This is a genomic window from Sphingomonas sp., assembly GCF_024508665.1.
Taxonomy (GTDB): domain Bacteria; phylum Pseudomonadota; class Alphaproteobacteria; order Sphingomonadales; family Sphingomonadaceae; genus Sphingomonas.
The window spans coordinates 257,345-284,328 of sequence record NZ_JANINP010000006.1; the positions used below are offsets into that span (position 1 = coordinate 257,345).

The following is a 26,984-nucleotide window of genomic DNA, read 5'->3' on the forward strand; positions in this document are numbered from 1 at the left end:
CCGTACGGTGAGTCCGAGCGGGCGGCAATGGCCCTGACTATCCCCTCCCAGCGAGCGAGAGGGACCGCGCCCGTCCACCTTGCCTCAGGCGGCGTTGTCGATGCCGAGTTCGCCGAGTTTTCGATAGAGTGTCGAGCGCCCGATCCCCAATCGCCGCGCGACTTCGGTCATGCGGCCGCGATAATGGCCGATGGCGAGGCGGATGACATCAGCTTCGATCTCTTCCAGCGGACGCATATTGCCGTCTGCGCGGAACAGGGTGACGCCGCCCGAGGTCGCCATCTGGCCGCCCGGCGTCGGGATGCGCGCGGTGCCGAGCGCGGCGATCTGCGGGAAGTCGGCGCGAGTCAGCGCGTCGCTTTCGCACAGGACGGCGGCGCGGAAGAGCGCGTTCTGGAGCTGGCGGACGTTGCCAGGCCAGTCATAGCGACCGAGCAGCGCCAGCGCGTCGTCGGTAATGCCGAGCGGGCGCAGACCGGGCTGGTCGGCGATCCGCGCGAGCAGATGGCGGGCCAGCGCCGGGATGTCGCCGGTGCGTTCGCGCAAAGGCGGGATCGTCACCTGGACGACGTTGAGGCGGTAATAGAGATCCTCGCGGAACCGGCCGGCTTCGACTTCCTCGATCAGCCGCTTGTTGGTCGCGGCGATGACGCGGACGTCGACTTCGCGGACATGGCGCGCGCCGATCGGCTGGACTTCGCCCGATTGCAGCACGCGGAGCAATTTGACCTGTGCGTCGAGGGGCATCTCGCCGATCTCGTCGAGGAACAGGGTGCCGCCATCGGCATCGGCGAACTTGCCGATCTTGCGCTCGAACGCGCCGGTAAAGGCGCCCTTTTCGTGCCCGAACAGTTCGCTTTCGACCAGGTTGGCGGGAATCGCGCCGCAATTGATCGCGATCATCGGCTTCTTGCCGCGCGGAGAGGCTGCGTGGATCGCCTCGGCGACGACTTCCTTGCCGACGCCGCTTTCACCTTCGATCAGCACCGGCACGCGGGCGCGCGCCGCCTTGGCCGCGATCGCCAGCGCGGCGCGGAAATCCGGCGACGCCCCGACGATCTCGTCAAAGCCGAGCAAGGCGGGAATCTTCTCGGTCAACGGGCGAAGCTCCCCCGCTTCGGTGCCGGCGACCGCCGCTTCGAGCGCCGACAGCAGGCGTTCGGACGCGAACGGCTTGACCAGATAGTCGGTGGCGCCCGCGCGCATGGCGGCGACCGCTTGCGCGACCGAACCGTTGGCGGTGAGCATCAGAATGGGAAGCTGCGGACGGCGCGCGCGCAATTCGGTGATCAGCGCCTCGGCCTCGCTTTCAGGACCGAAACTGTCGAGCAGGATCGCGTCGAGCTGCATCCCGTCCTGGGTGCCGAGCATCGCGATCGCGGTTTCGCCGTCGGGCGCGAAGACCGAGCGCCAGTCGCGCCGCGCGGCAATGGCCGAGACCAACCGGCGCTGCGCGGGTTCGTCGTCGATCAACATCAGGAGGCGCTGTCCGTTGCGCGTCATCCCGCCCTCTTCTGCTCCCTGTTCATCAGGTAACCATAAGCCAAGGGGGTAAAGGTCAGCTTAAGCGCGTACGCTAACGATGTTGGCGCTTGCGGGCTTGAGGCGAGGGGCTGCGCTGGCTAAGACCGCGGCACTATCAGGGTGGAGAGAGTAGCGGCATGGCCGATCAGACCGACATGAAGGCACACGAATCGACGTACCATTCGGTGCTGGGGATGCTCAAATACGGCGCCGTGGGGTGCTTCCTGATCGCGGCGATCGTGATCTGGCTCATCTCCTCCGGTCACAAGTAATCCGCGAGTGAAGATCGCCGTCCTGCGGGAAACCGCGCCGGGCGAGCGCCGCGTTGCGGCAACCCCGGAAACGGTCAAGAAGTTCGTCGCGCTCGGTGCCGAGGTCGCGGTCGAACAGGGCGCTGGCCTTTCCGCCAGCTATGACGATGCGGGATACGAAAGCGCCGGCGCCAAGCTCGCCGCGCGCGCCGCGGTGCTAAAGGGCGCGGATATCGTGCTCGGCATCCAGGGACCCGATCCCGCGGAGCTGAAGGACGCCGCCAAGGGCGCCTGGATCGTCGCCGGTCTCAATCCGTTCGGCGAACGGGCTCGCGTCGACGCCTATGCCGCGGCCGGGGTCGAGGCGCTGGCAATGGAATTCATGCCGCGCATCACGCGCGCGCAGTCGATGGACATATTGTCGAGCCAGGCGAACCTCGCCGGCTACAAGGCGGTGCTCGACGCGGCGGCCGAATATGGCCGCGCGTTTCCGATGATGATGACCGCAGCGGGTACCGTGTCGGCCGCGAAATGCTTCGTCATGGGCGTCGGCGTCGCCGGGCTTCAGGCGATCGCCACGGCGCGGCGTTTGGGCGCGCAAGTCTCGGCGACCGACGTGCGCTCCGCGACCAAGGAGCAGATCCAGTCGCTCGGCGCCAAACCGATCTTCGTCGAGAATGTCGCCGGGATCGAGGGCGAAGGCTCGGGCGGCTACGCCACCGAGATGAGCGAGGAATATCAGAAGGCGCAGGCCGAATTGGTCTCCGGCCATATCGCCAAGCAGGACATCGTCATCACCACCGCGCTGATCCCCGGCCGTCCCGCGCCGCGGCTGATCAGCGACGCCCAGATCGCGACGATGCGGCCGGGCAGCGTGATCGTCGACCTCGCGGTCGAAAGCGGCGGCAATGTCGAGGGCGCGGTCGCGGGCGAGGTGGTCGAGCGCCACGGCGTGAAGATCGTCGGGCACAAGAACATGGCCTCGCGGCTGGCGTCGGACGCCTCTGCGCTGTTCGCGCGCAACCTCTATAACTTCCTTTCGACCTTCTGGGACAAGGAAGCCGGCAAGCCGGTACTCGACGAGGAGATCGGCGACGCGGTGCGGCTGACGCGGGACGGGCAGGTCGTGAACGCTAGGCTGCTGGGCTAGTGGGCATCTTCAACGCGACCGCCGTCAATCCTGCCGAGGTCGCGCAGGCGCATGGGCACGCGCTGTTGGCGGAAGAGACTGTCATTTACGCTTTCAAGACGATCCGTGATTTCATCGTCTTCACCAACTGGCGGCTTCTGTACGTCAACGTCCAGGGCCTCACCGGGTCGAAGAAATCGTATCTCACGATTCCCTATCGCTCGATAACGTCGTTCGCGATCGAGAGCGCGGGGACGTTCGATCTCGATGCCGAGATCAAGATTGCTCTGTCCGGCATGCCGCCGATCGAATTCAAGATCGGCCGGAATTCCGATGTTCGCGGGCTGCAAACGTTGCTCGCACAGAAGCTTGATAGATAGGGAACAGCATGGACTTCATCTCGATCCTGTCGATCTTCGTGCTGGCGGTGTTCGTCGGCTATTATGTCGTGTGGTCGGTGACGCCGGCGCTGCACACGCCGTTGATGGCGGTGACCAATGCGATCTCGTCCGTGATCATCGTCGGCGCGCTGATCGCGAGCGCCGCGGTGACGATCGGCGAAAGCGGGGCGACGTCGAAATGGCTGGGGCTGCTCGCGGTGGTGCTGGCCAGCGTCAACATCTTCGGCGGCTTCGCCGTCACGGCGCGGATGCTCGCCATGTACAAGAAGAAGGACCGGCCGGCGGCGGGTCACAAATAGTCGTCACCCCAGCGAAAGCTGGGGTCTCGTGCGGCGTTGCTCCGCGCGAACAACAGGGAGATGCCAGCTTTCGCTGGCATGACGGGGTAGGATAGAATGGAAGAAGCGGTCGCGATCAATCCCTGGGCGGCACTGGCCTATCTCGTCGCCGGGGTGTGCTTCATCCTCGCGCTGCGCGGGCTGTCGAGCCCGACCTCGAGCCAGCGCGGCAACCGCTTCGGTATGATCGGCATGACGATCGCCGTGGTGACGACACTCATTACGCATGTGCCGGGACACGGCGACAGCTTCGGCTTGGTGGCCGAGGATACTGCCAGCTTTGTCTTTCATCTCGACACCGTCACATTGATTGAAATCCTTGCCGCGATCGGCATCGGCGCCGCGATCGGTGTCGTCACCGCACGACGGATCGCGATGACTGCGATGCCGCAGCTTGTTGCCGCGTTCCATTCACTGGTGGGTCTCGCCGCAGTGCTTGTGGCGGCAGCGGCGTTCCTCAATCCCGAAGCGTTCGGTATCGCCGCGGCAGGAGAGATCTTCACCCAGAGCCGCATCGAGATGGGCCTCGGCGTCGCGATCGGCGCGATCACCTTCTCCGGCTCGGTGATCGCGTTCCTCAAATTGAACGGCAATATGGGCGGCAAGCCGATCCTGTTGCCCGCGCGCCACGTCATCAACCTCGCGGTGCTCGCCGGCATTATCGGGCTGGTCGGCTATTTCACCCAGGACCAGGCGCCCTGGATTTTCTGGACGATCACCATCCTGTCGTTCGCGATCGGCTTCCTGCTGATCATCCCGATCGGCGGCGCCGACATGCCGGTCGTGGTGTCGATGCTCAACAGCTATTCGGGCTGGGCGGCGGCGGCGATGGGCTTCACGCTGCACAACACCGCGATGATCATCACCGGCGCGCTGGTCGGCTCCTCAGGTGCGATCCTGTCCTACATCATGTGCCGCGCGATGAACCGCAGCTTCATCAGCGTCATTGCCGGCGGTTTCGGTGGCGACGCCGGCGGTGGCGGCGGCGAGGTCAAGGAACAGCGGCCGTGGAAGCGCGGCTCGGCCGAAGACGCGGCGTTCCTGATGAGCCAGGCCGATCAGGTGATCATCGTCCCCGGCTACGGCATGGCGGTCAGCCAGGCGCAGCACGTCCTGCGCGAAATGGCCGACAAGCTGAAGGAAGAGGGCGTCAAGGTGAAGTACGCGATCCACCCGGTCGCGGGGCGCATGCCCGGGCACATGAACGTGCTGCTCGCCGAAGCCAACGTTCCCTATGACGAGGTGTTCGAGCTCGAGGACATCAATAGCGAGTTCGCCCAGACCGACGTCGCGTTCATCATCGGCGCTAACGACGTGGTCAATCCGGCGGCCAAGACCGACAAGTCCTCGCCGATCTACGGCATGCCGGTATTCGACGTGAACAAGGCGAAGACCGTCCTCTTCATCAAGCGCTCGATGGGGGGCGTCGGTTATGCCGGCGTCGACAACGACGTCTTCTATCAGGACAATACGATGATGCTCCTCGCCGACGCCAAGAAGATGGTCGAGGAGATCGTGAAGGCGCTGGGCTGAATATGGTGGACGGTGCGATGCCGATGGCGCGGCCCGGAGCGCTCGTGATCGGCCGGACCGGCGCGCGCGTTCATCTCGCCGCCGCGGCAGTCCGAGCTGGCGCCGATGTCGTTGCCGAGTCCGACTGGTCGGATGCTGGATCGTCCGGCGCGACGGGCGTGCAACTCGTCATCGCCGCGCTCGAAGACCTCTCGGGCGACTCGCTGAACGACGCGGTCGACCGGCTCGGCCATGTTCCGGAAACCGAATTCGGCCTGATCGTCACGCTGACCGAAAGCCAGATCGACGCGGTCGCCGCGCCGTTGCTCGCCAGGCGGATAACCTTGCTATGCGATCCGCAAGCGGCCGATCTCGCCGCGGCGATCGCGCAGGTTCTGGTAGCGCCGGTCGAACCGACGGCGCGCGTGCTTCCGGCGAATGTTGCCGATCAGCGCAGCGACTATGGCTTGCCTGCCGAGCCGGTACAGGTCGCGGCGGCCGATGTCCGCAAGGCGATCCGCGCGCGGCGGCTGCGCAGCCGGCCCTTTCCGGAGGTGCTGTTCGAGGATCCGGCCTGGGACATGCTGCTCGACCTCTATGCCGCGCATCTCGAACGCGCCCAGGTGTCGGTGTCGAGCCTGTGCATCGCCTCGGCAGTGGCGCCGAGCACCGCGTTGCGCTGGATCGGACGGATGACCGAAGACGGCTTGTTCGTCCGCGAACCGGACCCGTTCGATCGCCGTCGAGCCTTCATGGCGCTGAGCGAAACGGCGCTCGACCGCATGAACCGCTATTTCGCAACATTGGCGCAGAACGGTCTGGCGATCGCCTGACCCCTTGCGTCCGGCGGCGCATCGGGCCACAGGGCAATCCGTACGGGCGGTTAGCTCAGTTGGTAGAGCATCTCGTTTACACCGAGAGGGTCGGCGGTTCGAGACCGTCACCGCCCACCATTCCTTATTCAGAGCACAGGACGCGGGGCTCCGTTGACGGAGCGTAGCGAGTCGACGTCGAGGGCGGGTTGCCCTGACGTCAATATGGTCTTTTGCTACAAAACCTGGCGCCCGCCGAAAGGTCGATCGCGAGCGTCTGGATTTTCGTTCGTGCATATGTAACTCTAGTTTTCATATGCGAGAAGCATCTTAGGGTGTTGCAGGGCCCGTGGAGAGCGACCAATGCTGACGAGACGTGACGCCTTGTTGACCGCAGGAGCAGTAGCTTTGGCGGGTAAGGCCAGTCTCGCGCAGGGTACCGGAAGCGCGCCGTTCGCGGCGGACTGGCAATCGCTGGCGGCCGGCTATCGCCATCCCGAATGGTTTCGCGATGCCAAGCTCGGCATCTGGGCGCATTGGGGGCCGCAATGCCAGGCCGAGTTCGGCGACTGGTATGCGCGGCTGCTGTATATGCAGGGGCGCCAGCCCTGGGAGACGGGCAAGACGGCATATGAAGATCATCTCCAACGCTACGGTCATCCCAGCCGAACCGGCTTCATCGACATTATCGGCGACTGGAAGGCCGAGAATTGGCAGCCGGATTACCTCGTCAAGAAATATGCGGCGGCGGGCGCGCGCTACTTCGTCGGCATGGGGTGCCATCACGACAATCTCGACCTGTTCGCCAGCAAGCACCACGAATGGAACAGCGCGCGAGTCGGGCCGCAAAAAGACATATTGGCGGGCTGGGAAAACGCCGCGCGCGATGCCGGCTTGCGTTTCGGGGTGTCGAACCATTCGGGCCATGCCTGGCATTGGTATCAGCCGGCTTACGGCTATGACGCGGAAGGGCCGATGCGCGGTCGGCGTTACGATGCCTTTTGGCTCCGCAAGCAGCATGGCGCGGGCAAATATTGGCAAGGCCTCGACCCTCAGGAGCTCTATACCGGCCCTTATTATGTGGCGCCCGATGGCATCCAATCCGCCAGGGAAATGTCGGAATGGCACGACAAGCGCGACGGCCAGTGGATCGAGGGTGTGCCTTCGGGCAACATCCGCTTCGTCGAGAAGTGGCTGAGGCGCCAGAAGCAGGTCGTCGAGGACTACAAGCCCGACCTCATGTTCATGGACCATGCCGGTGTGCCGTTCGGCAAATATGGGCTGGAAGCGGTCGCCCATTATTACAACCAGGCGGTCGAATGGCACGGATCGCCCGACGTAATCATGACCGGCGGCGTGCTCGACCCGTTCGCGCAGCGGGCCATCACCTGGAATGTCGAGCGCGGCGTGCTCGACGATATTCACGATACGCCCTGGCAGACCTGCACCTGTCTCGGGGCGTGGCATTACTCGCGGCCGCTCTATGAGAATAACGGCTATAAGAGCGCGAAACAGGTCGTGCAGATCCTGGCCGATGTCGTGTCGAAGAACGGCACTCTGCTGTTCAACGTGCCGGTGCGCGGCGACGGCACGATCGACGAGAAGGAAGAGGCGATCGTCGATCAGTTCACGGACTGGACGCGGCGCAATGGCGAGGCGATCTTCGCCACGCGTCCCTGGCGCAAATATGGCGAAGGCCCGACCAAGCCGCCCCCCGCCGGCGCGTTCGGCGAGGACAAGCAGAAGCCGTTCACCGGGGAGGACGTCCGCTTCACCAAGAAGGGCGAGACGCTCTACGCGATCTTCCTCGACTGGCCGACGAGCGAAAGCGCGATCGCCTCGTTGGGTAAGACCGCTCTGCGCGATGCGATGATCGAGCGCGTCGACCTTATCGGCGGCCCCGAATTACGCTTTCGCCGCGACGCCGACGCGCTGCGGCTGACGCTGCCGACGGCGCAGGATGGCGCGTTCGTGCCGGCGCTGCGTATCAGGGGTAGGGGACTGGTCTAGCGCGGTCTCGTGTTCACAAGGCGCGCACCAGCGTCCGCGCTTCCGCGATCCAGGCAGGATCGCTGACCACTTGCTGACGTTGGCCGGAGCCGAGCGGGAGCAACTGCAACCGGTCGCCCTCGCGCCCGATCAGCCGGCCGAACAGGAACCGTCCGCCGGGGCGTGGTACCAGCACGTCGCGGTTGAGCGCGCGGCCGAACGCTTCGGGCGCCAGCCGCGTACACCAGATCGTGTCGCCCGTGCGATAATCGCCGATCCCCGCGCTGACCGATATCGCCACCGCGCCGGCTTCGGGGCGCGGCGGCGGGATCAGGCTTTCCCGTACGGGCGCGAACACGCCCTCGGCACCCAACACGGCCGCAACCGGCAATTCCGCCTGGTCGGGCAAGCGCACCAGGTCCGCCGCTTCGACGCCGAGCGCAGCGGCGATGCGATTGAGCCATTTGACCGAAACGGTGCGCATGCCCGTCTCCAGCCGGCCGATCGTCTGCGCGGTGGTCGGCGGCACGCAGCGCCGCGCGACATCGTCGAGCGTCATTCCCTTGGCACGGCGCACTTCGCGGATCGCGGTGATCATATCGCCCTCCAGCCAGCCAACCAGATTGGTTCGTGACCTTCGGGCAGAAGGGGCGTTCTTGGCAAGTTCAAAATGGACAGGTTGGTTCGCCCGCTCTCCCGTTCGGGGCAGAGGGCCTTGATGAGAAAACATTAAACCATTCGGTTGACAGTAGCCGCCGGCTGCGAATATAAAACCATATGGTTGAACGACTCGATCTCACTTTCGCGGCTTTGGCCGATCCCACGCGCCGCGCGATGCTCGCCAGCCTCGCGCTGGGCGAGCAATCGGTTGGCGAACTTGCCGCTCCGCATGCGATGAGCTTTGCCGGGGCCGCCAAGCATGTCGGCGTGCTCGAACGCGCCGGGCTGGTCGAACGCCGCAAGGCCGGCCGCCAGCAGCTCTGCCGGTTGAAGGCGGAGCGGCTGCGCGAAGCCGACCAATGGCTGCGGCAGTGGGAACGTTTCTGGATGTCGACGCTCGATCGGCTGGAGGCGATCATCATCGAGGATCAGGAGAAACGGACATGACCGATGCCACGCCTTTCCTGATGTTCGAGGGACGCGCCGAGGAAGCGCTCGACTTTTACGTCGCTACAATTCCGGACAGCAGGACCGAGCATATCGACCGCTACGGCGCCGGCGAGCCGGGGCCGGAAGGATCGGTGCGGCTGGCGCGGGCGGTGGTGGCCGGACTCCCGATCCTGGCCAGCGACAGCTTCGTCCGCCACGGGTTCACCTTCACGCCGTCGATCTCGTTCATGCTCGGCTGCAAGGACGAGGATGAACTCGACAGTCTGGCCGCTGCATTGGCCGAGGGTGGCGGCGTGTTGATGGCGCCGGGCAATTACGGGTTCAGCCGGAAATTCGCCTGGGTGAACGATCGGTTCGGCGTCTCCTGGCAAGTGAATCTGCCATGACCGATCCCATCATCCTCACCGTCAGCCGCGATATCGCGGCGCCGCCCGAGCAAGTGTTCGATGCCTGGCTCGACCCCGCGGTCGCGCGGCGTTTCCTGTTCGCGACGCCGGATGGCGAGATGCTGACGTGCGAGATCGATGCGCGGATCGGCGGGCGTGGGCTGATCGTCGAGCGGCGGCCGTCGGGCGATGCGCGCCACCGTCTGCTGTTCGAGGAAATCGACCGTCCGCGCCGCCTGGTCTTCCTGTTCGCCGCCGATCCGGCGGAGGAAGGGCAATGGACGCGCGTGACGATCGAGATCGCGGCGACCGCAGCCGGTGCTCGACTGATACTTACTCATGAAATGGACCCGGCCTGGGCGGCGTATGAAGACCAGACGCGCCACGGCTGGACGATGATCCTCGACACGCTTTCCGACACGATCGGATCCGACACGATTGGAGACAAATGATGACCGATAGTCTGACCGCAACCGAGCTTCGCTTCGAACGCATTCTGCCCGCGCCGGTCGAGACGGTGTGGAAATATCTGACCGATTCGAAGCTTCGCCAGCGCTGGTTCATGGGTGGGTCGATCGACGGCCGTGTCGGCGGCGAGATCGAATTCGTGTTCGATCACGACCGATTGTCGGATGACGATGTGCCCATGCCCGAGCGCTACGCCGGCAATGTCGGCCGCCGCTGGAGCGAGAAGCTGGTGCGCTATGAGCCGCCGCATGCCCTGGCCTATACGTTCGGCAGCGATGCCGACAGCATCGCGACGTTCGAGCTGAAGGACGCGGGCGACGGCAAGACCTTGCTCACCCTGGTGCATAGCGGAATCAAGAACCGCGACCAGGCGGCGAATTTCGGCGGCGGCTGGGCATCGCATCTGGCGGTGCTGGAAGCGCGGCTCGAGGGACGCGGCGTCCCCGATTTCTGGGCGCTGCATAGGCAGGCCGAAGACCGCGCCAAGGCTGCGCTGGCTGGCGCGGACGCCTGAGCGGCGGCTTTCGCCGGGATTCGTCCCTCTGTCTGCGGGCGGCAAAGCGCAACCGCGCCAGCCGGGGTGCAGCTGCGGGTTGTGCCGAAAAGTGCTGCCCGACGCCTGGCTAGACTACGGACAGCCTGAAACTTGCATCTTGAGGCCGCCTCTTCATGCCTTTTATCATGAACGTCCCCCGGCGCTCGTATCGAGATAGGGCTTGCTACACGCCCATTATCCGATGCGCCGTCTGGTGCCACCAGGGCTTGTCCCAGGCCACGACGACCATCGTCGTCGCAGGAATGTAAAACGCAAGGAACAGCCAATAGGCCTGATGAACCCGGCGGTGCCGAACCACGTCCCAGATGAATAAAGGGGCAAGGCTGGCCAGCACGTAGACGTAACTGGCCCACGGGCTCCCGGGCATGCTGGACGGCAGCCAGGACATCCGGTCGATCGCGGCACCGAGCGGTACGGCGGTCGCGAGGAACATCATCCTCTTGTGCAGTCCCGAGTTCGTTGCGCGCGCTTTGAGTGCAATCGTCATGAAAATGGCGAAGAGCGCGCCCGCGCTTATCTGAAGCAACAGGATATTTTCTACGATCGGCACGACCGGCGCCAGTGCTGCCCGGACATTGGGGGGGCCGAACGTCGCCGCGCCCCAGACCTGGTAGTACATGGTCGGCGCCACGATGAATCCAACGCCGACGAGGGCCGGTACCAGCACATAGGCCGCGATGCCGACCTGCTTGTGGAGCGCGCCGCGTCCCGTCGCGACCATGACCGTTTGCGAAAGCAGCAGCAGCAGAAAGCTGCCCATCAGCACAGCGTGAACGTGGAGAATGAACGGAAAAGGCGCTCTTGCTCCGGCTTTGATCATCGCCACCTTCATCATCGAATCCGGAACGAAGCCCACCAGGACGATGGCGATGAACCAGAGCGCCATACCGACGAAGATCCAACGGTCGACGGAATGTGCGCGCGGCGTGCCCGATGGATGCTCGCCCTGGCGCTCCCCGAATTGAGCGTCTGCGACTGTCGCCATGATTTTCTCCCCCTGTTTCGATCCCGGACCCGATTGTTCCCGCTCTAGGTCCGACCCCCTCCGAAGAATCTGCCTTTGTCCGTAAGCCGGGTCACACTGTAGCTCGCCATCGTTGCCAACGTCGTTTCCCTTGGCTGACGATACGCTCGGCCGGATCCCGGCACCCAACCGGTATCGGCCTGCAAGGCCAGCGTATTGGATCAATGCGACGCTGGCCTTTGTCCGCTATTGGGCCGCCTGCCCAAGGCGGCTTTCCGCGCCGGCAAACAAAATCAAAACGCTGCTTTTCCGCTCCGCCGGGCCTTCGAACAGTAACGCACATGCTATAGGCCCGCGCTCCAGCGACAATGGAGGCGAGGATGGCGCGAGAGGTTCGGTTCGAGAATGCGACGGGCGTGTCGCTCGCGGGATCGCTCGAACTGCCGCCGGGGCGAGTCCGCGCCATCGCCCTGTTCGCGCATTGCTTCACCTGCACCCAGGCGAGTCACGGCGCGCGGCGCGTCAGCACGGCGCTGGCCGCGCAAGGCATCGCGACCCTGCGGTTCGACTTCACCGGTCTCGGCAAGAGCGAAGGCGAGTTCGCCAACAGCCATTTCGGGGCCAATATCGAGGATCTCGTTGCCGCGGCAGCCCATCTCCAGGCGACGATCGGCGCGCCGTCGATCCTGATCGGTCATTCGCTGGGCGGGGCGGCGGTGATCGCCGCCGCAGCCCATATTCCCTCATCGCGCGCCGTGGTCACGATCGGCGCGCCGTTCGACCCGGCGCATGCGCTGCACCATATCAGCGCGGAGGATGCCGCGCGGATCGAGGCCGAAGGTGTCGGCACGGTGGCGATCGGCGGGCGTCCGTTCCGGGTCGGGCGCGACTTTCTCGACGCGGTCAAGGGGCAGGACCAGGCGACACGGCTGGCGCACCTCAAAAAGGCGCTGCTCGTGCTCCACGCGCCGACCGACGCGGTCGTCGGGATAGAGAATGCCAAGGCGATCTACGATGCCGCCAAACATCCCAAGAGCTTCGTCGCGCTGGACGGCGCCGACCATCTGCTGACCGATGCCGAGCGCGCCTCCTATGCCGCGTCGATCATCGCCGCCTGGGTCGAACCCTTTCTGCTACCCGCCAAGTCGCCTGACATGTTGCCCGAAGGCTGCGTCCGCGTCGGTTCGGGCGAAGGACCGTTCGTCCAGCTGATCGATGCCTCGGGGCACACTTTGCTTGCCGACGAACCGCTGCGGTCGGGTGGCAGCGACCTCGGTCCCACGCCATACGACCTGCTGCTCGCGGCACTCGGTACCTGTACCGCGATGACGATCGAACTTGTCGCGCGCGCCGAAGGCATCCCGGTCGAGGGAGTCGAGGTGCTGCTTCGTCACGAACGCCGCCACGCCGACGATTGCGCCGCCGCTGCGGGCGGGCGGCCCCGGCTGGAGATCCTCCATCGCGAGATCCGGCTGGAGGGCAACCTGACCCAGCAACAGCGCGACCGCATGCTGGTGATCGCCAACAAATGCCCGGTGCACCGGACGCTGGAAAGCGGTCCGACCGTGGAAACGAAGTTGGTCGATTAGCCCGGAGCGACTCTAGCTATTTGTGGTCGCATCGCTTGCGCGGAAAACCGGTACCCACTTTTCCGCGCGATGCTCTAGAGGGACGCGATGACTGTCCTCAAACTCGGCACGCGGGGTTCGCCGCTCGCATTGGTCCAGGCCAATATGGTCAAGGACGCGCTGGTGGCGGCGCACGATATCGCCTGCGAGATCCACGTGATCCGCACCACCGGCGACCGCGTCCAGGATCGCGCGCTGGCCGAGATCGGCGGCAAGGCCTTGTGGACCAAGGAGCTCGACCGCGCCTTGCTCGAGGGCGAGATCGACCTCGCGGTCCATTCGATGAAGGATGTCGAGACGATCCGGTCCGACAGCATCGTCATCGCCGCGATGCTGGAGCGCGCCGACGTCCGCGACCGGCTGGTCGGTGCCGACAGCATCGCGGCGATCCGCGAAAATGGCGTGGTCGGCAGCAGCAGCCCGCGCCGGCGCGCGCAGATCCTCCGCGCGCGGCCCGACCTGTCGGTGGTGCTGTTCCGTGGCAATGTCGACACCCGGCTGGCCAAGCTGGCGGCGGGCGAAGCCGATGCGACCTTGCTCGCGGCGGCGGGGCTCGCCCGATTGGGGCGCGACGATGTCGGCGTCGCGCTGGCGGTCGAGGAGATGCTGCCCGCGCCCGCGCAAGGCGCGGTCGGGATAGAATGCCGTGCCGATGACGCCATGACGGCGGCGCTGCTCTCGGCGATCGACCATCGCGCGACCAGCCGGGCGGTCCGCGCGGAGCGGGCGTTCCTCGCGGCGCTCGATGCGACTTGCCACTCGCCGATCGCGGCGCTGGCGACGATCGCCGACGATATCGTGACCTTGCGCGCCGAATTGCTGTCCGAGGATGGCTCCGAGCATGTCGCGGGGGATGCGTCGGGACCGGATGGCGAGGCATTGGCGCGCGACCTGGCGAGCGCGCTGTTCGAGCGCGCGACGCCGGCGATACGCGCGGGGTTTGCCGGATGAGTCGTGCCATCGCGGTGCTGCGCCCGGAGCCGGGCAACGCCGCGACCTCCGCCGCGATCGAGGCACTGGGGCTGACCGCTATCCGCCTGCCGCTGTTCGAAATCCACGCGATCGACTGGACGCCCCCCGAGGTCTCGCGGTTCGATGCGCTGTTCCTCACCAGTGCGAACGCGGCGAGGCATGCCGGACCAGGGCTTACCGGCCTGCGGAGCCTGCCCGTTCATGCGGTCGGCGACGCGACTGCCTCGGCGGCGCGCGAGGCGGGGTTGCAGGTGGTCGCCGCCGGCGATCGCGATGGCGCGGCCATGGTCGCGGCCGCTGCGGCAGACGGTGTGGGGCGAGCCTTGCTGCTCGGCGGCCGCGATCGCGCCCTGGGCAGCGACCCGATCATCGCCGAGGCAATCGCGGTCTATGCCAGCGATCCGGTTGATGTAGGCGGCCAAGCGCTCGACCAATTGGCGGGCTCGGTGGTGCTGGTCCATTCGCCGCGCGCGGCGCGCCGCGTCGCCGATCTGGTCGACCGCGCCGGTATCGACCGCCGGACAATGCGGCTGGCGGCGATCAGCGCCGCGGCCGCCGACGCCGCCGGCGACGGTTGGGAGCGAATCGCAGCGGCGGCTTCCCCTGACGACACCGCGTTGATCGCGCTCGCCCGCGCCCTGGCCGATTGACCGTTCCTGCCCTGCGCAGGATAAGGACGTCATGAGCGATATCGCGCAAAGTCCGCCGGAGCCCGTTCGGCAGCTGACCCTGACCGCGACGATTGGGATCGCGCTCGCCACCTTCATCATCGGCTTGCTGATCGCCGGACTGGTCGTCTGGCGGATGGTCCCCGCGCAACCCGCGCCCGAACCGCAGGCCGCGGCGCCCGCGACCAAGGTCATCGTTGCCCCGCCGGTGGCGACCGATCCAGCCTCGATCTCCGCGCGCCAGCAAATGCTCGCCGCGGAGCTTTCCGCGCTCGAACAGCGCACTGCCGCGGTGACCGGGGAAGCCGCCAATTCCTATGGCAACGCGACTCGCGCCGAGGGCATGATGATCGCGTTTGCAGCGCGCCGCGCAATCGATCGCGGGTCGCCGCTGGGCTATATCGAACAGCAATTGCGCGACCGGTTCGGCGCGACGCGACCAAATGAGGTTGCCGCGATCATCGATGCCGGACGCAACCCGATCACGGTCGAGGATCTTCGGCTCAGCCTCGATCAGATCGGATCGCAGCTCGCTTTGGGCCCCGCGGGCGACGGCTGGGGCGGGTCGTTCGTCCGCATGCTCGGCAGCCTGGTCGTGATCCACCCGCGCAACGCGCCTTCGCCGGTACCGGGAGAACGGCTGGCACGGATTCGCCGCTTCCTGGCCCAGGGACAGGTCGAGGCCGCGGTCGAGGAAGTGAAGCGGCTTCCCGGCGCCGCCCAATCCAAGGCCTGGCTCGACGGCGCGCAGCGCTACATCGCGACTCGCCAGGCGCTCGACACGCTCGAAGCCGCGGCGCTGCAGGGCAATGCCGCGGCGCCGGCGCCGGCCGGACGGTAGCGCCCCGAGGCGAGGCTTCATATCGTCATCCCCGCGAACGCGGGGACCCATCACCGACCCTGTCAACCTTCACAAATGTCGTGTTGCGCTGCTCGCTCGGGAGTTGGGTCCCCGCTTACGCGGGGATGACGGGCAGTATGGAGCGAAAAATCAAAGGCGCGAAATCAGCGCCTGCGCCGCCGCCGGCGCCCGGACCTTGGCGCCGTTGATCATGAAGATGAAGGTGTCGCGCGGCGTCTTCGGCGCGGGGTCGGCGACATAAGGCAATCCGGCGGGCGATCCGCCCGCCGCCCAGTCCTTCGCCACGACCGCCCAGTGATCGAGCGCTTCGGAGGAATAGCCCTGCGGCTCTTCCTCCACTGCGTTTTCGAGCCGCGCATAGACGAAATCGCCGGTCACGTCGGCGATCGCGGGATAGTCGGCCGATTCGGCATAGACGATCGCGACCCCGGCCGTCCGGCATAGATCGACGAATTCGGGGACGTGGAAACTGTCGTGCCGGACCTGCACCGCATGGCGCAGCGCGACACCGTCATGGCTCGCCGGCAGTAGCTTCAGGAACGCGCCGAAATCGTCCGGGTCGAATTTCTTGGTTGCCATGAACTGCCACAGGATCGGGCCGAGCTTGGGGCCGAGCTCGACGATGCCCTGAGCGACGAACCGAGCGATCGATTCGCCGCCTTCGGCTAGCACCTTGCGGTTGGTGCAGAAGCGCGAGGCCTTGACCGTGAAGACGAAGTCGTCTGGCACGACTTCCGCCCAGCCGGCGAAGGTCGCCGGCTTGAACCCCGAATAATAGGTGCCGTTGATCTCGATCGCCGTGAGCTGGCGCGAGGCATATTCAAGCTCGCGTTTTTGCGGCCATTTTTCCGGAAAGAAGGTTCCGCGCCACGGCTCGTAGGTCCAGCCGCCGATTCCGATTCGTATCTTCGACATGAGGGCGAGGATATCCCTCAACGCCGCACGAAGCGATAGCGGTCGCGGATGCGGCGGTTGAAGAATCCGCCCTTGGAGGTCGCGCGGCGCATCGCTTCGACGACGCGCTCGGGCACGTCGAGATATGAGTAAACTCGTCCGCTGACGAAGCGGATATCGAGCCGGTGCGCGGCTTCATCATAATCGAACGAGCGTATCACGCTGGAGGGCATGGGTTTTAAAACGCATTGGGGACGCAGCGCGTTTCATGACTGGAAGGGCGCGCGGCTTGAAACGCACTGCGCGCTGGTGCACACCCGCGACTCGGGTGCGGGGGGCGCCTGTCGCCGCGCATCCGCGGCTGCGCGCGCCGCCAACCCGCCAGGTGAGGGGTAAGGCGTGTTGCGTTTGATGAAGTCCCGGATCGCTCCATTGCTGGCCGCGCTGGGCGGCATGATCAGTGCCAGTGTCGCGCACGCGCAGGATTCGCTGAACGATCCCGCCGGATCGGGCGTGTTGGTGTCCGCGGTGCGCTGGCTGCAGGGCACGTTGCTCGGCACGGTCGCCACCGTCGTCGCGATCATCGCGGTCGCCGCGGTCGGGTTCATGATGCTGACCGGGCGGATCAATTGGCGCTATGGCGCGACCGTCATCATCGGCTGCTTCATCCTGTTCGGTGCCGCCTCGATCGTCGCGGGAATCCAGTCCACCGCCACTCTGGGCAATTGAGTCATGGCCGGGGGGCTCGATCGCGATCCCTTGTTCGTCGCGTTGACGCGGCCGCAGATGTTTGCGGGCGTGACCTATAGCTATTTCGTCGTCAACGGCGTGGTCGCGACCGAATTGTTCCTGATCTTTCACTCGATCTGGGTTCTGGCAGCCGCCGCCCTGATCCACGTCGTCGGCATGATCCTGTGCGTGCGCGAGCCGCGCTTTTTCGACCTGTGGCTGGCCAAGGTCAGCCGCTGTCCGCGCGTGCGCAATTATTCGATCTGGCGATGCAACTCCTACCGCCCCTGACCAACGACCGGCGAACGGTCGCGCGCGAGAAAGCGGCCGGGGTGCATTTGCCCTATGCGCGCCATGTCGACGATCACACGATCGAGACGCGCGATGGCCTGTTGATGCAGGTGATCCAGCTGCGCGGGCTGTTGTTCGAGACCGCCGACACCGACGAGATCAATTATCGCAAGTCGCTGCGCGACGCGATGCTGCAGGCGATCGGATCGTCGCGATTCGCGATCTACCATCACGTCATCCGGCGTGAGGCCGATGCCGAGATGTCGGATAAATTCCCCGACGATTTCTCGACCCGGCTCGACGCGGCGTGGCGCGCGCGGTTGTCGGCGCGGCGGCTCTACGTCAACGATATCTTCCTGACCCTGGTCCGGCGGCCGATGCAGGGTCGCGTGGGGGTCGCCGACCGCATTCGCGGCTGGTTTGGCAGCACCGGCGTCGATCCGGACATCACCCGCAAGCACGAGGTGCACCAGCTCGATACCGCACGCGATGCGTTGCTGGCGCAGCTCGGCAGTTACGATCCGCGTTTGCTGTCGGTCTATGAGACCAAGACAGGTTTCTGTTCGGAGCCGCTCGAATTCCTCTCGGCGTTGTACAATGCCGAAATGCGGCCGGTGCTGATGCCGATGCAGGATGCCGGTGCCTATCTGCCCTATCGCCGGATCAGTTTCGGCGAAGAGACGGTCGAGCTCGGTCCGGCGGGCAATACCGGTCGCAGCTTCGTCGGCATGGTGTCGATCAAGGATTATCCCGCGCAGACCGCGCCGGGCATGCTCGACGAACTGTTGCGGCTGCCGTTCGAGATCACCGTCTCGCAATCGTTTGGCTTCGTCGACCGCCAGGCGGCGCTGGGCAAGATGAACCTGGCGCTCAGGCGCATGCGCTCGGCCGAGGACGAGGCGGTCAGCCTGCGCGCCGAACTGTCCAACGCCAAGGACGATGTCGCCGCCGGCCGTGCCGGGTTCGGCGAGCATCACATGACGGTCGCGGTGCACGGCGACACGATCGAGGAGGTCAATGCCGGGGTTGCCGAGGTGCAGGCGTCGCTGTCCGATCTCGGCATCATCGCGGTGCGCGAGGAGATCGCGCTCGAGCCAGCCTTTTGGGCGCAGTTCCCGGGCAACTTCAAATATATCGCACGACGGGGGCTGATCTCGACCGGCAATTTCGCGGGCTTCGCCTCGAGCCACAATTTTGCGCTCGGCAAGCCCGAAGCCAATCATTGGGGCCAGGCGGTCAGCCTGCTCGAGACGACCGCCGCGGGGCCCTATTATTTCAATTTCCACCAGGGCGACCTGGGCAATTTCACCGTGATCGGTCCGTCCGGCTCGGGCAAGACGGTGGTCGTCAATTTCCTGCTCGCCCAGGCGCGCAAATTCCATCCGCGGATCATCTTTTTCGACAAGGACCGCGGTGCCGAGCTGTTCATTCGCGCTATCGGCGGCCGCTATGACGTGCTGCGCCCCGACATGGCCGCGGGGCTCAACCCGCTGCAGCTCGACGATAGCCCGGCCAACCGTCAGTTCCTGATCGACTGGGTCGCGCAACTCGCGGGCGGCGCCGATATCGACGAGACCGCACGGATCAAGGACGCGATCGACGCCAATTTCGATCAGCCGATCGAGCATCGCCGGCTGCGCCACCTCGCGGAATTGTTCCGCGGCGGATCGCGGCCGACTGCCGCCGATCTCTATTCGCGTCTCAGGCCCTGGTGGGGTGATGGCGAGCGCGCCTGGCTGTTCGACAATGAGCGCGACCTGACCGATCTGTCGGCCGACTCGGTCGGGTTCGACATGACCCAGATCCTCGACGATCCCGCGGTGCGGACGCCCGCGATGATGTACCTGTTCCACCGCGTGGAGGAACGGCTCGACGGATCGGCTGCGATCATCGTCGTCGACGAAGGATGGAAAGCGCTCGACGACGAAGTGTTCGTCCGCCGTATCAAGGATTGGGAAAAGACGATCCGCAAGCGGAACGGGATCGTAGGCTTCGCGACGCAGAGCGCGCAGGATGCGCTCGAAAGCCGTATCGCCTCGGCGATCATCGAGCAGGCCGCGACGCAGATCTTCATGACCAATCCCAAGGCGCGCGCATCCGATTATATCGACGGCTTCGGGCTGACGCCGCACGAATATGAGATCGTCCGGACCTTGCCCGACGATGCGCATTGCTTCCTGATCAAGCACGGCACCGAAAGCGTCGTCGTCCGGCTCAACCTGACCGGCGAACACGACATCCTGACGATCCTGTCGGGGCGCGAACGCACCGTGCGTCTGCTCGACGAGATCCGCGCCGAAAAGGGCGACGATCCGGCCGACTGGATCCCGCCTCTGCTGGAGCGCGCGTGATGCAGGTAGCGTGCCCGGCGATCAACGATTCGCAATTCCTGTCGAGCGTGCTCGGCCATATCGACTGCCAGGCGCAGACCTTGGGCGCCGCCGGATACCAGGCTATGGCGGCGGGCGGATCGGCATCGTCGCTGATCCTGGGCGGCGTGCTGACGGTGTTCATCGCTTTGTTCGGCTATCGCCTGATCCTGGGCGACACGCCCGATGCGCGTGCCGCCATCCTCACCGTGATCAAGCTCGGCGTGGTGCTGTTGTTGGCGACAAGCTGGCCGGCATTTCGCACGCTTGCCTATGATGTCGCGCTCAAGGGTCCGGCGGAGCTCGCCGGCGCCATCGGCGGCGCGTCGGGGCTGCCCGGCGCCGGCGGCGGACTGGTCGCGCGGTTGCAGGCTATAGACGACGAGATCGCGGAGCTGAACGTCATCGGCACCGGACGGCCCCCCAATACCGATCTGGTGACGGGACCGACCACACAGCCGATGACTCCCGAGCAACAGGCACAGGAGCGCCGCCGGCTGCAGGGGCTCGCCAGCCATGCGCGCTGGGATCCGGCGCGCGATCTGTCGCTGCTGGGCAGCGCGCGGACATTGTTCCTGGCGGGAACGATCGCCGCCTTCGCCAGCGTCCGGCTGATCGCCGGGCTGCTACTCGCCTTGGGGCCGCTCTTCGCGATCTTCCTGTTGTTCGAAGGGACGCGGGGTCTGTTCGAGGGCTGGGTGCGCGGCCTGGCCGGCGCCGCATTGGGGGCATTGGGCACCGCGATCGTGTTGGGAGTCGAACTCGCCTTGCTCGAACCCTGGCTCGCCGCAGTGATGGACTTGCGGCATCAGGAGATCGCGACACCCGCGGTCCCGGTCGAACTGCTCGCTTTGTCGGTGATCTTCGCGGTGACGTTGCTCGCGGTACTGGTGGCGGTCGCGCGCGTGGCGCAGGGATTTCGCATACCGACGAGCTGGAAACAGGCTGGCGAGCGGGTTGCCACCCGCTTTGCCGACCGCGCGCCGGTACTGGCCGGTGCGCGCGGCAATGAGGGCGTTATCACCGACCAGCGATCGCGCGCGCTGGCGATCGCTGATGCGGTGACCGCGACGCAGCGACGCGAGAGTCATGCCAGCCAGCCACCCGCTACGTCGCTTGGGCGGCCGGGGATTACGCCCACCAACACCACGCGTGAGATCGCCGTTGCGGCAGCCGTGCCGCTCGGCCAGAGTTTCAGAAGGCGGACGCGGGGGCGCGTGTCGGCCGGGGCAACACGGCGGGATAGCAACAGATGAAACAGGCCGCGCGCGAATCGCTCGACGCTTATTATCGCGAGGCGGACAGCTGGGCCGACGATCGCCAGGACATGCTGCGCGCATCGCGCCGCACCGCGTGGATCGTCGCGAGCGTGGCGGTGGCGGTGGCCCTGTTCGAGGCGATCGCGATCATCGTCTTGATGCCGCTCAAGACCGTCGTCCCCTATACGTTGCTGGTCGACAAGCAGACCGGCTATGTCCAGGAATTGAAGCCGCTCGACGCCGAGAAGATCGCGCCCGATACCGCGCTGACCCAATCGTTTCTGGTCCAATATGTCATCGCGCGCGAGAGCTACGATGCGGGCACGGTGCAGGCCAATTACCGCAAGGTGCAGATCTGGTCGGCCGACGTCGCCAAGGCCGATTATGTCAACGGCATGCAGGCGGCCAACCCGGCCAGCCCGCTCAGCCGCTATCCGCGCTCGGTCGTCGACACCCGGGTCAAGAGCATCACGTCGATGGGCGGCAATCAGGCGCTGGTGCGGTTCGATACCGTGCGCCGCGATCCCGGCGGGCAGACGCAGCCGCCCGAATCCTGGGTCGCGGTGATCAAATACCGTTTCTCGACCGGGCCGATGCGTGCAGAGGACCGTTTCATCAATCCGCTCGGCTTCCAGGTGTTCGGCTATAACCGCAGCCAGGAAAACCTCGCGCCCCAGCCTGTGCCGCTGACCCCCGCAGCGCCATCCGTAGGATCCAGCCAGCCGCAAGTGCTCGCCCCCGGCGCGCCAACGAGTCCGAGTCCTTCGCCGTCGCGCTCGCCCAATGGCGCAGAGGTTACGCTTTGAGGATCGTTTCAGCTCTGATCCTGGCCGCAGCGGTTGCCGCCGCACCGGCGCAGGCGCAGGTCCGGCCGCAACCGGGCGATGGCGATCCGCGCATCCAGACCGTGATGTACGACGCGGACCAGGTCGTCTCGCTCCAAGTGCCGAGCGGGTATGAATTGACCGTCGAATTCGCCCCAGACGAGCGGATCGAGAATGTGGCGGTTGGGGACAGCGGCGCGTGGCAGGTCACGCCCAACAAGCGCGGCGACCGGCTGTTCCTCAAGCCGTTGCAGGGGATCACCACCAACATGACGGTGGTGACCGACGCGCGCTCCTATGTCTTCGAATTGTCGCCGGGCAGCGTCGGCAGCGCGCCGTTCATCGTCCGCTTCCGTTATCCGCCGCCGCCCGCGCCCGCCAATAGCGGGCCCGCGCCGGTCGAATCGGGTCGATACAAATTGAGCGGATCCGCCGACGTGCGGCCCGAAGCGATCTCCGACGATGGGTCCAAGACCTTCATCATGTGGCGCGACAGCCAGACTCTGCCCGCAGTCTTCGTGATCGACCGCGACGGCAAGGAGACACTGGCCGACGGTGCGATGCGCGACGGCCGCTATGTGCTCGACAGCATCAACAACAAGCTCGTGTTCCGGCTCGACAAGAAGATGGCGAGCGCGACGCGCGTGCCCCAGGTGGCGCGCTGATGGCAGTCGCGGGAAGCGATCCGCGCACGCTGCCGCCGCCGGCCGATGTCGAGCCGAGCGCGCGGCCGGTCGTCGCGCGGCCCGGCGGCGGACTGCCCAATTGGGTGATCGCGGCGGGGATCGTCGTCGCCGGTCTGATCCTGTTCCTGATTCTCGACGCACGCCGCCGGCAATTGTCGGCACCGGCCACGCGCGTCAGAACCGCCGATTTACGCAGCGGTGCCGAGCCGCCGCCGCTCTACGTCCCGCCGGTGCCCGAGCCGGCACCGACGGTTATCCCGCCGCCGCCGCCACCCCCGCCGCCGCCTCCGGCCCCACCGCCACAACCGCGCGTCGTCTATGTCCCCGCGCCGCCGCCTCCGCAGCCGGTCGCGCCGCCAGCGCCGCCACCTCGCGCCTCGGCCGATCCGGTGCTCGTGCTCGACACCACGACGGGCGAGGCAGTGGTTCCGGCCGGGCCGACCGGAGAAGGCGGCGCGGGCGCTGTTGCGACGGCCAATCCCGGCGGCGGCGGCGCCACGCTTGGCGGGCGGTCGCGTGCGTCGGTGCTCCGCAACCGCGCGACGACGGTCCCGCAAGGGACGCTGATCCCGGCGGTGCTGGAAACCGCGCTCGATTCGACGCGACCCGGTCCGGCGCGCGCGCTGGTGACGCGCGACGTCCGGGGCTTCGACGGCAGCAAGGTACTGATCCCGCGCGGCAGCCGGCTGATCGGCGATTATAAGGCGGACCTGCAACCCGGGCAGAATCGCGCTTTGGTGATCTGGCAGCGGCTGGTGCGCCCCGATGGCGCGACGATCGATCTTGCCTCGCCCTCGGCCGATCCGCTCGGCCGGGTCGGCATCAAGGGCAAGGTCAACAGCCATTTCCTCGAGCGGTTCGGCAGCGCGCTGCTGCAATCGACGCTCAACCTCGGCGTCGGTGTCGCGACCTCGCGAATCGCCGGCAACAATTCCAGCGTGCTGCTTGCCTTGCCCAATTCGGCGGGGAGTTCGACCGGATCGTCGTTGAGCGACAGCCAGCAATTCCAGCGCACCTTGCGCGTTAGGCAAGGCGTGTCGGTCAGCGTGTTCGTGGCCAAGGATCTGGATTTCACCGCCGTGGAGACGAAGCGATAGCCGCCAGCGATCCCGTCTATCTCAAAAGCTATCTCGCTCCCCTGGGCGGGGTGCTGGCGCGCGACGACGTCACCGACATCTACGTCAATCGTCCGGGCGAGATCTGGGTTGAGACATTGGGCGGCGCGACGGAGCGGCATGACGCTCCGGCGCTCGACCGCGCGACGCTCGATCGGCTGTCGCGCCAGATCGCGGCGCTGTCGCATCAGGGGATCAGCCGCGAGCATCCGTTATTATCGGCGACCTTGCCCGACGGTGCGCGCGTCCAGGTCGTGGCGCCGCCGGCGACACGCGGCGATCTGGCGCTGGCGATCCGCAAGCACGTCTCTCCCGATCTCAGCCTGTCGGATTATGTCGCCGCGGGATCGTTCGCCGATACCAGGCGCGGCGAGGTTGGCGAGCGCGCCCCGATCGACGTGGAATTGTCGCGGCTATTGGACGCCGGCGATGTGGCCGGGATGCTCGCCACCGCGGTCAAGGCGCGCAAGAACATCCTGGTGTCGGGCGGCACCTCGACCGGCAAGACGACGTTTCTCAACGCGCTGATCCGGGAGATTCCGCCGCACGAACGGCTGATCCTGATCGAGGATACGCCCGAACTTCATCTCGGCCATGCCAATGCGGTGGGGCTGCTCGCGGCGCGCAGCGCGCTGGGGGAGGCGCAAGTCACCGCCGACAATTTGCTTGCCGCATCGCTGCGCATGCGCCCCGACCGGATCATCGTCGGCGAGTTGCGCGGACCGGAGGCGTACACCTTCCTGCGCGCGGTCAATACCGGCCATCCCGGATCGATGACCACCGTCCATGCCGACAGCGCGGAGCGTGCGGTCGAGCAGATCGCCTTGCTGGTGCTGCAGACCGGCACCCGGCTGGGGCGCGAGGACGTGCACCATTATGTTCGCAGCACGGTCGACATCTTCGTCCAATTGGCGCGGACCGGCGGACGGAGGCATGTCGCCGAGGTCGTGCTGGCGCGGTGATCCCCGCCGATGAGCGCCGGCAGGCATGGAGAGGCCCCGCCAATTACGGCGAGGCCTCCTTTTCCGTCCGATAGCAGTAGCGATCAGCTATGTGGGACCGTCCCCGTGAATGCGCCGAGATTGCTGTTGCCGGTGACGTCGTTGTCACCGAAGCTTTCGAGCTTGCCGCTGTTTACCGCATTGAGCGCCGTGCCGTTGTTGGTGATCGCGGTGTCGCCGACCCGAACCGCCGCACCGGCACCATTCGAATTGATGCCATAAACTGGGTTGCCGGAAATGGACGAGGACTTGATCACGATCGTGGCGGTCCCGGTAGGTGCCTTGGCCACGACGCCGCTCGCGCCCGTGACGCCGCCACCCGCGATCTCGCTATTGGTCATTGTGGCCGAAAGCGCAGTTGCGCCACTTGCCGTCGAGAGGGCGAGGCCAGTGATCCCGTTGCCGAGCAGACGGACATTGTTGAGGTCGGCGCCCGCCGAGAAGCCGGATGACGGTTGGAGGACGATGCCACCGCCCGTATTGTTGTTGATCGTCGTATTGTTGACGAACAGTTGGACGTTCGACGATGTGCTGTCGACGCTGATCCCGCGCCCAGCCCCTGAGCCGAATCCGAAGATGTACGAATCTTCGACGGTCACGCTCTGTGCCTGAAAAATGTGAATTCCGTATGTCCCTGGGGTTGTGCCCGCGCCGTTGATGCTCAGGCCGCGCACGACCACCACGATGTTGGCGCCATTGACATTAATGCCGCTCGTGGCCGACGCCAGAATGCTGCCTTCCGTCTCGCGGCAATCGAGCGTGATCGATTTGGTGATCGTCACCGTGCCGAAGCCGCCCGGATCGAGGCAATCGATCTCGCCTCCGGCAGCGGTCTTCGAAATGGCGCCGGCGAAGGTCTTGCACGGAGCGGTGCGGCTGCAGGGATTAACGTCATCGCCGACGCCCGAAATCCAAGTACGGGTCGCCTGTGCCGCGGCTGGCGAAGCATAAAGCAGGGATGTCGCGAACAGCGCCCCGATCAACATCATCAACCGTCTGGTAATGTGTGACATTATCTACCCCCATCCTCCGTGGCGGACACATGGCCCGTCATATAGGGTAAATATTCTATTGTAGTTTCGGACGGAGTGATAGCCCCCGTTTCTGTCCTGATGGGGTGCGCGATCAAAGTTGATCCCAATCAGTCTCCAGGCGACGCTGCAACGGACAAGTAAAAGGGGCTCCGACCGGCGCGGATCGGAACCCCTCATTGTTCAATCACTTGACGCTTTGGTGATCAATGCAGCGGGATTGTTCCGGTGAACGCGCCGTCGGTCGTGTTCCCGTCGAGGCGGTTGTTGCCGTAGCTCAGCACTTTCGCAGCGCTGAGCACGAGGATACCGGTGCCGTTATTGGTGATTGTGGTATTGCCGACAAACGCGTTCGCCGACGCTGCAGTGCCGTTGGCGATCAATCCCTGACCCGCATTGAGCGTAATCTGCGAATCGGTGAGCATGAGTTTGACCGTCCCAGTGCCGTTGGGCGCTTTGGCCAAGATGCCCGCCCCGTTGTTCGAGACCGTCACGCGATCGATCGACAGGTTGATTACCGATCCGACGATGCCGGTGGTGTCGGCACGGATGCCGATATTCATATTGTCGACGACGTTGCTGTTGGTGATCGTCGCACTGGCGGTGATCCCAGCCGCCGGATTGACTGTAATTCCGCCAGTGCTCGTCGGGCTGGCGGTGCCGCCGCTTTCACTGATCGTTACGTTGTCGACGAACAACTGGCTGTTGCCGCTCTGCGGTGCGAAATTGATGCCGTAACCGTTGCGGAATCCACGGATCTTGGTGTTCCGGACGTGCACGGCGGCCGCGTTGATAACGTAGACACCGTTAATGCCTGCGGTCGTGGGCGCATTGCCCAGCCCCTCCAGGTCGAGGCCGTCGATCACGACATAAGCGCTCGCCGAATTGATGACGATGGCGCTGCTGCCGGCGACGACGACGCCCGCCTCCGTCTTGTCGCAGATCAGCGAGATCGACTTGGTGATCGTCACCGCACCGAAGCCGCCGGGATCGAGACAATTGATCTCACCGCCCGCCGCCGTCTTGGAGATCGCGCCGGCGAAGGTCTTGCATGGCGCTGTGCGGCTGCACGGATTCGCGTCGTCGCCGACGCCTGAAATCCATGTGCGCGTGGCCTGAGCCGCAGCCGGCGCGCTCCACAGCGTGGCGCACGCCGCGATGATCGCGGCGAAAAGTGTCGAACGCTTCAAACCCATGATAATCGTCCCCCCTCCT

30 protein-coding genes and 1 tRNA gene are annotated in these 26,984 nt (G+C 65.7%); 24 read left to right on the forward strand and 7 right to left on the reverse strand.

From position 1 onward, the window contains the following. Positions 1-84: 84 nt before the first annotated feature. Positions 85-1,503: a sigma-54 dependent transcriptional regulator gene (locus Q0L25_RS10045; RefSeq protein WP_296613855.1), complete on the reverse strand. Its 1,419-nt coding sequence runs from the start codon at positions 1,501-1,503 to the stop codon at positions 85-87. Positions 1,504-1,661: 158 nt separating this feature from the next. Here Q0L25_RS10045 and Q0L25_RS10050 point away from each other — a divergent pair, with 158 nt between their 5' ends. From Q0L25_RS10050 to Q0L25_RS10085, 8 genes are all read left to right on the forward strand, one after another. Further along, complete coding sequence (locus Q0L25_RS10050) at positions 1,662-1,796, forward strand: aa3-type cytochrome c oxidase subunit IV (protein ID WP_084239282.1); 135 nt, start codon at positions 1,662-1,664, stop codon at positions 1,794-1,796. A 7-nt stretch (positions 1,797-1,803) separates the two neighbouring features. Then, positions 1,804-2,925 (forward strand): Re/Si-specific NAD(P)(+) transhydrogenase subunit alpha, encoded by a 1,122-nt coding sequence (locus Q0L25_RS10055; protein ID WP_296613858.1) that lies wholly within the window; start codon positions 1,804-1,806, stop codon positions 2,923-2,925. Next, entirely contained in the window at positions 2,925-3,284 is a 360-nt protein-coding gene (locus tag Q0L25_RS10060) for a PH domain-containing protein (protein ID WP_296613860.1), read from the forward strand. The genes Q0L25_RS10055 and Q0L25_RS10060 overlap by 1 nt, the downstream gene beginning before the upstream one ends. An 8-nt stretch (positions 3,285-3,292) precedes the next feature. After that, positions 3,293-3,604 carry a proton-translocating transhydrogenase family protein gene (locus tag Q0L25_RS10065; RefSeq protein ID WP_296613862.1) on the forward strand — a complete coding sequence of 104 codons (312 nt, stop codon included), beginning with the start codon at positions 3,293-3,295 and terminating at the stop codon, positions 3,602-3,604. A 96-nt stretch (positions 3,605-3,700) separates the two neighbouring features. After that, positions 3,701-5,176: an NAD(P)(+) transhydrogenase (Re/Si-specific) subunit beta gene (locus tag Q0L25_RS10070; RefSeq protein ID WP_296613888.1), complete on the forward strand. Its 1,476-nt coding sequence runs from the start codon at positions 3,701-3,703 to the stop codon at positions 5,174-5,176. A gap of 2 nt (positions 5,177-5,178) precedes the next feature. After that, complete coding sequence (locus Q0L25_RS10075) at positions 5,179-5,988, forward strand: hypothetical protein (protein ID WP_296613890.1); 810 nt, start codon at positions 5,179-5,181, stop codon at positions 5,986-5,988. 44 nt (positions 5,989-6,032) lie between these two features. Beyond that, a tRNA-Val gene (locus tag Q0L25_RS10080) sits at positions 6,033-6,108 on the forward strand. Between the two features lie 222 nt (positions 6,109-6,330). Further along, positions 6,331-7,977, forward strand: coding sequence for an alpha-L-fucosidase (locus Q0L25_RS10085; protein WP_296613892.1), 1,647 nt, complete (start codon positions 6,331-6,333; stop codon positions 7,975-7,977). 13 nt (positions 7,978-7,990) lie between these two features. Here the strand turns inward: Q0L25_RS10085 and Q0L25_RS10090 are convergent, their stop codons facing one another. Beyond that, positions 7,991-8,554: a helix-turn-helix transcriptional regulator gene (locus tag Q0L25_RS10090; protein WP_296613894.1), complete on the reverse strand. Its 564-nt coding sequence runs from the start codon at positions 8,552-8,554 to the stop codon at positions 7,991-7,993. A 179-nt stretch (positions 8,555-8,733) separates the two neighbouring features. On the opposite strand from Q0L25_RS10090, the gene Q0L25_RS10095 reads away from it, so the two are divergent. The 4 genes from Q0L25_RS10095 to Q0L25_RS10110 are packed head-to-tail and all read left to right on the forward strand — an operon-like array spanning position 8,734 to position 10,434. After that, entirely contained in the window at positions 8,734-9,063 is a 330-nt protein-coding gene (locus tag Q0L25_RS10095) for a helix-turn-helix transcriptional regulator (RefSeq protein WP_296613895.1), read from the forward strand. Next, complete coding sequence (locus Q0L25_RS10100) at positions 9,060-9,452, forward strand: VOC family protein (protein ID WP_296613897.1); 393 nt, start codon at positions 9,060-9,062, stop codon at positions 9,450-9,452. The genes Q0L25_RS10095 and Q0L25_RS10100 overlap by 4 nt, the downstream gene beginning before the upstream one ends. Further along, positions 9,449-9,904 (forward strand): SRPBCC domain-containing protein, encoded by a 456-nt coding sequence (locus Q0L25_RS10105; protein WP_296613899.1) that lies wholly within the window; start codon positions 9,449-9,451, stop codon positions 9,902-9,904. The genes Q0L25_RS10100 and Q0L25_RS10105 overlap by 4 nt, the downstream gene beginning before the upstream one ends. After that, on the forward strand, positions 9,901-10,434 hold the full coding sequence (locus Q0L25_RS10110) for an SRPBCC family protein (RefSeq protein ID WP_296613901.1): 534 nt from the start codon (positions 9,901-9,903) through the stop codon (positions 10,432-10,434). The genes Q0L25_RS10105 and Q0L25_RS10110 overlap by 4 nt, the downstream gene beginning before the upstream one ends. A 205-nt stretch (positions 10,435-10,639) precedes the next feature. On the opposite strand, the gene Q0L25_RS10115 is transcribed toward Q0L25_RS10110, so the two are convergent. Further along, a complete protein-coding gene (locus Q0L25_RS10115; RefSeq protein WP_296613903.1) occupies positions 10,640-11,461 on the reverse strand; it encodes a hypothetical protein in 822 nt (273 codons plus the stop codon). A gap of 359 nt (positions 11,462-11,820) precedes the next feature. On the opposite strand from Q0L25_RS10115, the gene Q0L25_RS10120 reads away from it, so the two are divergent. The 4 genes from Q0L25_RS10120 (at position 11,821) to Q0L25_RS10135 (ending at position 15,549) form a co-directional block, all read left to right on the forward strand. Beyond that, entirely contained in the window at positions 11,821-13,029 is a 1,209-nt protein-coding gene (locus Q0L25_RS10120) for a bifunctional alpha/beta hydrolase/OsmC family protein (RefSeq protein WP_296613904.1), read from the forward strand. A gap of 87 nt (positions 13,030-13,116) precedes the next feature. Next, positions 13,117-14,019: a hydroxymethylbilane synthase gene (hemC, locus tag Q0L25_RS10125; protein ID WP_296613906.1), complete on the forward strand. Its 903-nt coding sequence runs from the start codon at positions 13,117-13,119 to the stop codon at positions 14,017-14,019. After that, positions 14,016-14,690, forward strand: a complete 675-nt coding sequence (locus Q0L25_RS10130; protein WP_296613907.1) for a uroporphyrinogen-III synthase — start codon at positions 14,016-14,018, stop codon at positions 14,688-14,690. The genes hemC and Q0L25_RS10130 overlap by 4 nt, the downstream gene beginning before the upstream one ends. A gap of 31 nt (positions 14,691-14,721) precedes the next feature. Continuing rightward, positions 14,722-15,549, forward strand: coding sequence for a hypothetical protein (locus tag Q0L25_RS10135; protein ID WP_296613909.1), 828 nt, complete (start codon positions 14,722-14,724; stop codon positions 15,547-15,549). Positions 15,550-15,699: 150 nt separating this feature from the next. Here the strand turns inward: Q0L25_RS10135 and Q0L25_RS10140 are convergent, their stop codons facing one another. Both Q0L25_RS10140 and Q0L25_RS10145 read right to left on the reverse strand, forming a co-directional pair. Then, entirely contained in the window at positions 15,700-16,485 is a 786-nt protein-coding gene (locus Q0L25_RS10140; protein WP_296613911.1) for a DUF72 domain-containing protein, read from the reverse strand. Between the two features lie 17 nt (positions 16,486-16,502). Continuing rightward, entirely contained in the window at positions 16,503-16,697 is a 195-nt protein-coding gene (locus Q0L25_RS10145) for a KTSC domain-containing protein (RefSeq protein ID WP_296613912.1), read from the reverse strand. A 178-nt stretch (positions 16,698-16,875) separates the two neighbouring features. Here Q0L25_RS10145 and Q0L25_RS10150 point away from each other — a divergent pair, with 178 nt between their 5' ends. Genes Q0L25_RS10150 through virB11 form a run of 8 tightly spaced genes read left to right on the forward strand, consistent with a single transcriptional unit; the run spans position 16,876 to position 24,699 of the window. Then, a complete protein-coding gene (locus Q0L25_RS10150) occupies positions 16,876-17,193 on the forward strand; it encodes a TrbC/VirB2 family protein (protein ID WP_296613914.1) in 318 nt (105 codons plus the stop codon). Positions 17,194-17,196: 3 nt separating this feature from the next. Beyond that, a complete protein-coding gene (locus Q0L25_RS10155; protein ID WP_066588138.1) occupies positions 17,197-17,484 on the forward strand; it encodes a type IV secretion system protein VirB3 in 288 nt (95 codons plus the stop codon). Next, positions 17,463-19,835, forward strand: a complete 2,373-nt coding sequence (locus tag Q0L25_RS10160; RefSeq protein ID WP_296613916.1) for a VirB4 family type IV secretion/conjugal transfer ATPase — start codon at positions 17,463-17,465, stop codon at positions 19,833-19,835. Before Q0L25_RS10155 ends, Q0L25_RS10160 begins: the two co-directional genes overlap by 22 nt. Next, positions 19,835-21,109: a type IV secretion system protein gene (locus Q0L25_RS10165; protein WP_296615667.1), complete on the forward strand. Its 1,275-nt coding sequence runs from the start codon at positions 19,835-19,837 to the stop codon at positions 21,107-21,109. Before Q0L25_RS10160 ends, Q0L25_RS10165 begins: the two co-directional genes overlap by 1 nt. After that, the gene (locus Q0L25_RS10170; RefSeq protein ID WP_296613917.1) at positions 21,106-21,918 is read left to right on the forward strand and encodes a VirB8/TrbF family protein; all 813 of its coding nucleotides are present in this window, start codon (positions 21,106-21,108) and stop codon (positions 21,916-21,918) included. Before Q0L25_RS10165 ends, Q0L25_RS10170 begins: the two co-directional genes overlap by 4 nt. Next, positions 21,915-22,601: a TrbG/VirB9 family P-type conjugative transfer protein gene (locus tag Q0L25_RS10175; protein ID WP_296613918.1), complete on the forward strand. Its 687-nt coding sequence runs from the start codon at positions 21,915-21,917 to the stop codon at positions 22,599-22,601. The genes Q0L25_RS10170 and Q0L25_RS10175 overlap by 4 nt, the downstream gene beginning before the upstream one ends. Beyond that, positions 22,601-23,719, forward strand: a complete 1,119-nt coding sequence (locus tag Q0L25_RS10180) for a TrbI/VirB10 family protein (RefSeq protein WP_296613920.1) — start codon at positions 22,601-22,603, stop codon at positions 23,717-23,719. Before Q0L25_RS10175 ends, Q0L25_RS10180 begins: the two co-directional genes overlap by 1 nt. A 50-nt stretch (positions 23,720-23,769) precedes the next feature. Then, complete coding sequence (virB11, locus tag Q0L25_RS10185) at positions 23,770-24,699, forward strand: P-type DNA transfer ATPase VirB11 (RefSeq protein WP_296613922.1); 930 nt, start codon at positions 23,770-23,772, stop codon at positions 24,697-24,699. 83 nt (positions 24,700-24,782) lie between these two features. Here the strand turns inward: virB11 and Q0L25_RS10190 are convergent, their stop codons facing one another. After that, positions 24,783-25,520, reverse strand: a complete 738-nt coding sequence (locus Q0L25_RS10190) for a hypothetical protein (RefSeq protein ID WP_296613924.1) — start codon at positions 25,518-25,520, stop codon at positions 24,783-24,785. Positions 25,521-25,975: 455 nt separating this feature from the next. Continuing rightward, the gene (locus Q0L25_RS10195; protein ID WP_296613925.1) at positions 25,976-26,965 is read right to left on the reverse strand and encodes a hypothetical protein; all 990 of its coding nucleotides are present in this window, start codon (positions 26,963-26,965) and stop codon (positions 25,976-25,978) included. Between the last annotated feature and the right edge of the window lie 19 nt (positions 26,966-26,984).

Bases quoted from the DNA above. Each gene is read 5' to 3' on its own strand.
- Q0L25_RS10045 (WP_296613855.1), bottom strand. From the start codon at position 1,503: ATGACGCGCAACGGACAGCGCCTCCTGATGTTGATCGACGACGAACCC.
- Q0L25_RS10050 (WP_084239282.1), top strand. From the start codon at position 1,662: ATGGCCGATCAGACCGACATGAAGGCACACGAATCGACGTACCATTCG.
- Q0L25_RS10065 (WP_296613862.1), top strand. From the start codon at position 3,293: ATGGACTTCATCTCGATCCTGTCGATCTTCGTGCTGGCGGTGTTCGTC.
- Q0L25_RS10070 (WP_296613888.1), top strand. From the start codon at position 3,701: ATGGAAGAAGCGGTCGCGATCAATCCCTGGGCGGCACTGGCCTATCTC.
- Q0L25_RS10075 (WP_296613890.1), top strand. From the start codon at position 5,179: ATGGTGGACGGTGCGATGCCGATGGCGCGGCCCGGAGCGCTCGTGATC.
- Q0L25_RS10085 (WP_296613892.1), top strand. From the start codon at position 6,331: ATGCTGACGAGACGTGACGCCTTGTTGACCGCAGGAGCAGTAGCTTTG.
- Q0L25_RS10090 (WP_296613894.1), bottom strand. From the start codon at position 8,554: ATGATCACCGCGATCCGCGAAGTGCGCCGTGCCAAGGGAATGACGCTC.
- Q0L25_RS10095 (WP_296613895.1), top strand. From the start codon at position 8,734: ATGGTTGAACGACTCGATCTCACTTTCGCGGCTTTGGCCGATCCCACG.
- Q0L25_RS10100 (WP_296613897.1), top strand. From the start codon at position 9,060: ATGACCGATGCCACGCCTTTCCTGATGTTCGAGGGACGCGCCGAGGAA.
- Q0L25_RS10105 (WP_296613899.1), top strand. From the start codon at position 9,449: ATGACCGATCCCATCATCCTCACCGTCAGCCGCGATATCGCGGCGCCG.
- Q0L25_RS10110 (WP_296613901.1), top strand. From the start codon at position 9,901: ATGATGACCGATAGTCTGACCGCAACCGAGCTTCGCTTCGAACGCATT.
- Q0L25_RS10115 (WP_296613903.1), bottom strand. From the start codon at position 11,461: ATGGCGACAGTCGCAGACGCTCAATTCGGGGAGCGCCAGGGCGAGCAT.
- Q0L25_RS10120 (WP_296613904.1), top strand. From the start codon at position 11,821: ATGGCGCGAGAGGTTCGGTTCGAGAATGCGACGGGCGTGTCGCTCGCG.
- hemC (WP_296613906.1), top strand. From the start codon at position 13,117: ATGACTGTCCTCAAACTCGGCACGCGGGGTTCGCCGCTCGCATTGGTC.
- Q0L25_RS10130 (WP_296613907.1), top strand. From the start codon at position 14,016: ATGAGTCGTGCCATCGCGGTGCTGCGCCCGGAGCCGGGCAACGCCGCG.
- Q0L25_RS10135 (WP_296613909.1), top strand. From the start codon at position 14,722: ATGAGCGATATCGCGCAAAGTCCGCCGGAGCCCGTTCGGCAGCTGACC.
- Q0L25_RS10140 (WP_296613911.1), bottom strand. From the start codon at position 16,485: ATGTCGAAGATACGAATCGGAATCGGCGGCTGGACCTACGAGCCGTGG.
- Q0L25_RS10145 (WP_296613912.1), bottom strand. From the start codon at position 16,697: ATGCCCTCCAGCGTGATACGCTCGTTCGATTATGATGAAGCCGCGCAC.
- Q0L25_RS10150 (WP_296613914.1), top strand. From the start codon at position 16,876: ATGAAGTCCCGGATCGCTCCATTGCTGGCCGCGCTGGGCGGCATGATC.
- Q0L25_RS10155 (WP_066588138.1), top strand. From the start codon at position 17,197: ATGGCCGGGGGGCTCGATCGCGATCCCTTGTTCGTCGCGTTGACGCGG.
- Q0L25_RS10160 (WP_296613916.1), top strand. From the start codon at position 17,463: ATGCAACTCCTACCGCCCCTGACCAACGACCGGCGAACGGTCGCGCGC.
- Q0L25_RS10165 (WP_296615667.1), top strand. From the start codon at position 19,835: ATGCAGGTAGCGTGCCCGGCGATCAACGATTCGCAATTCCTGTCGAGC.
- Q0L25_RS10170 (WP_296613917.1), top strand. From the start codon at position 21,106: ATGAAACAGGCCGCGCGCGAATCGCTCGACGCTTATTATCGCGAGGCG.
- Q0L25_RS10180 (WP_296613920.1), top strand. From the start codon at position 22,601: ATGGCAGTCGCGGGAAGCGATCCGCGCACGCTGCCGCCGCCGGCCGAT.
- Q0L25_RS10195 (WP_296613925.1), bottom strand. From the start codon at position 26,965: ATGGGTTTGAAGCGTTCGACACTTTTCGCCGCGATCATCGCGGCGTGC.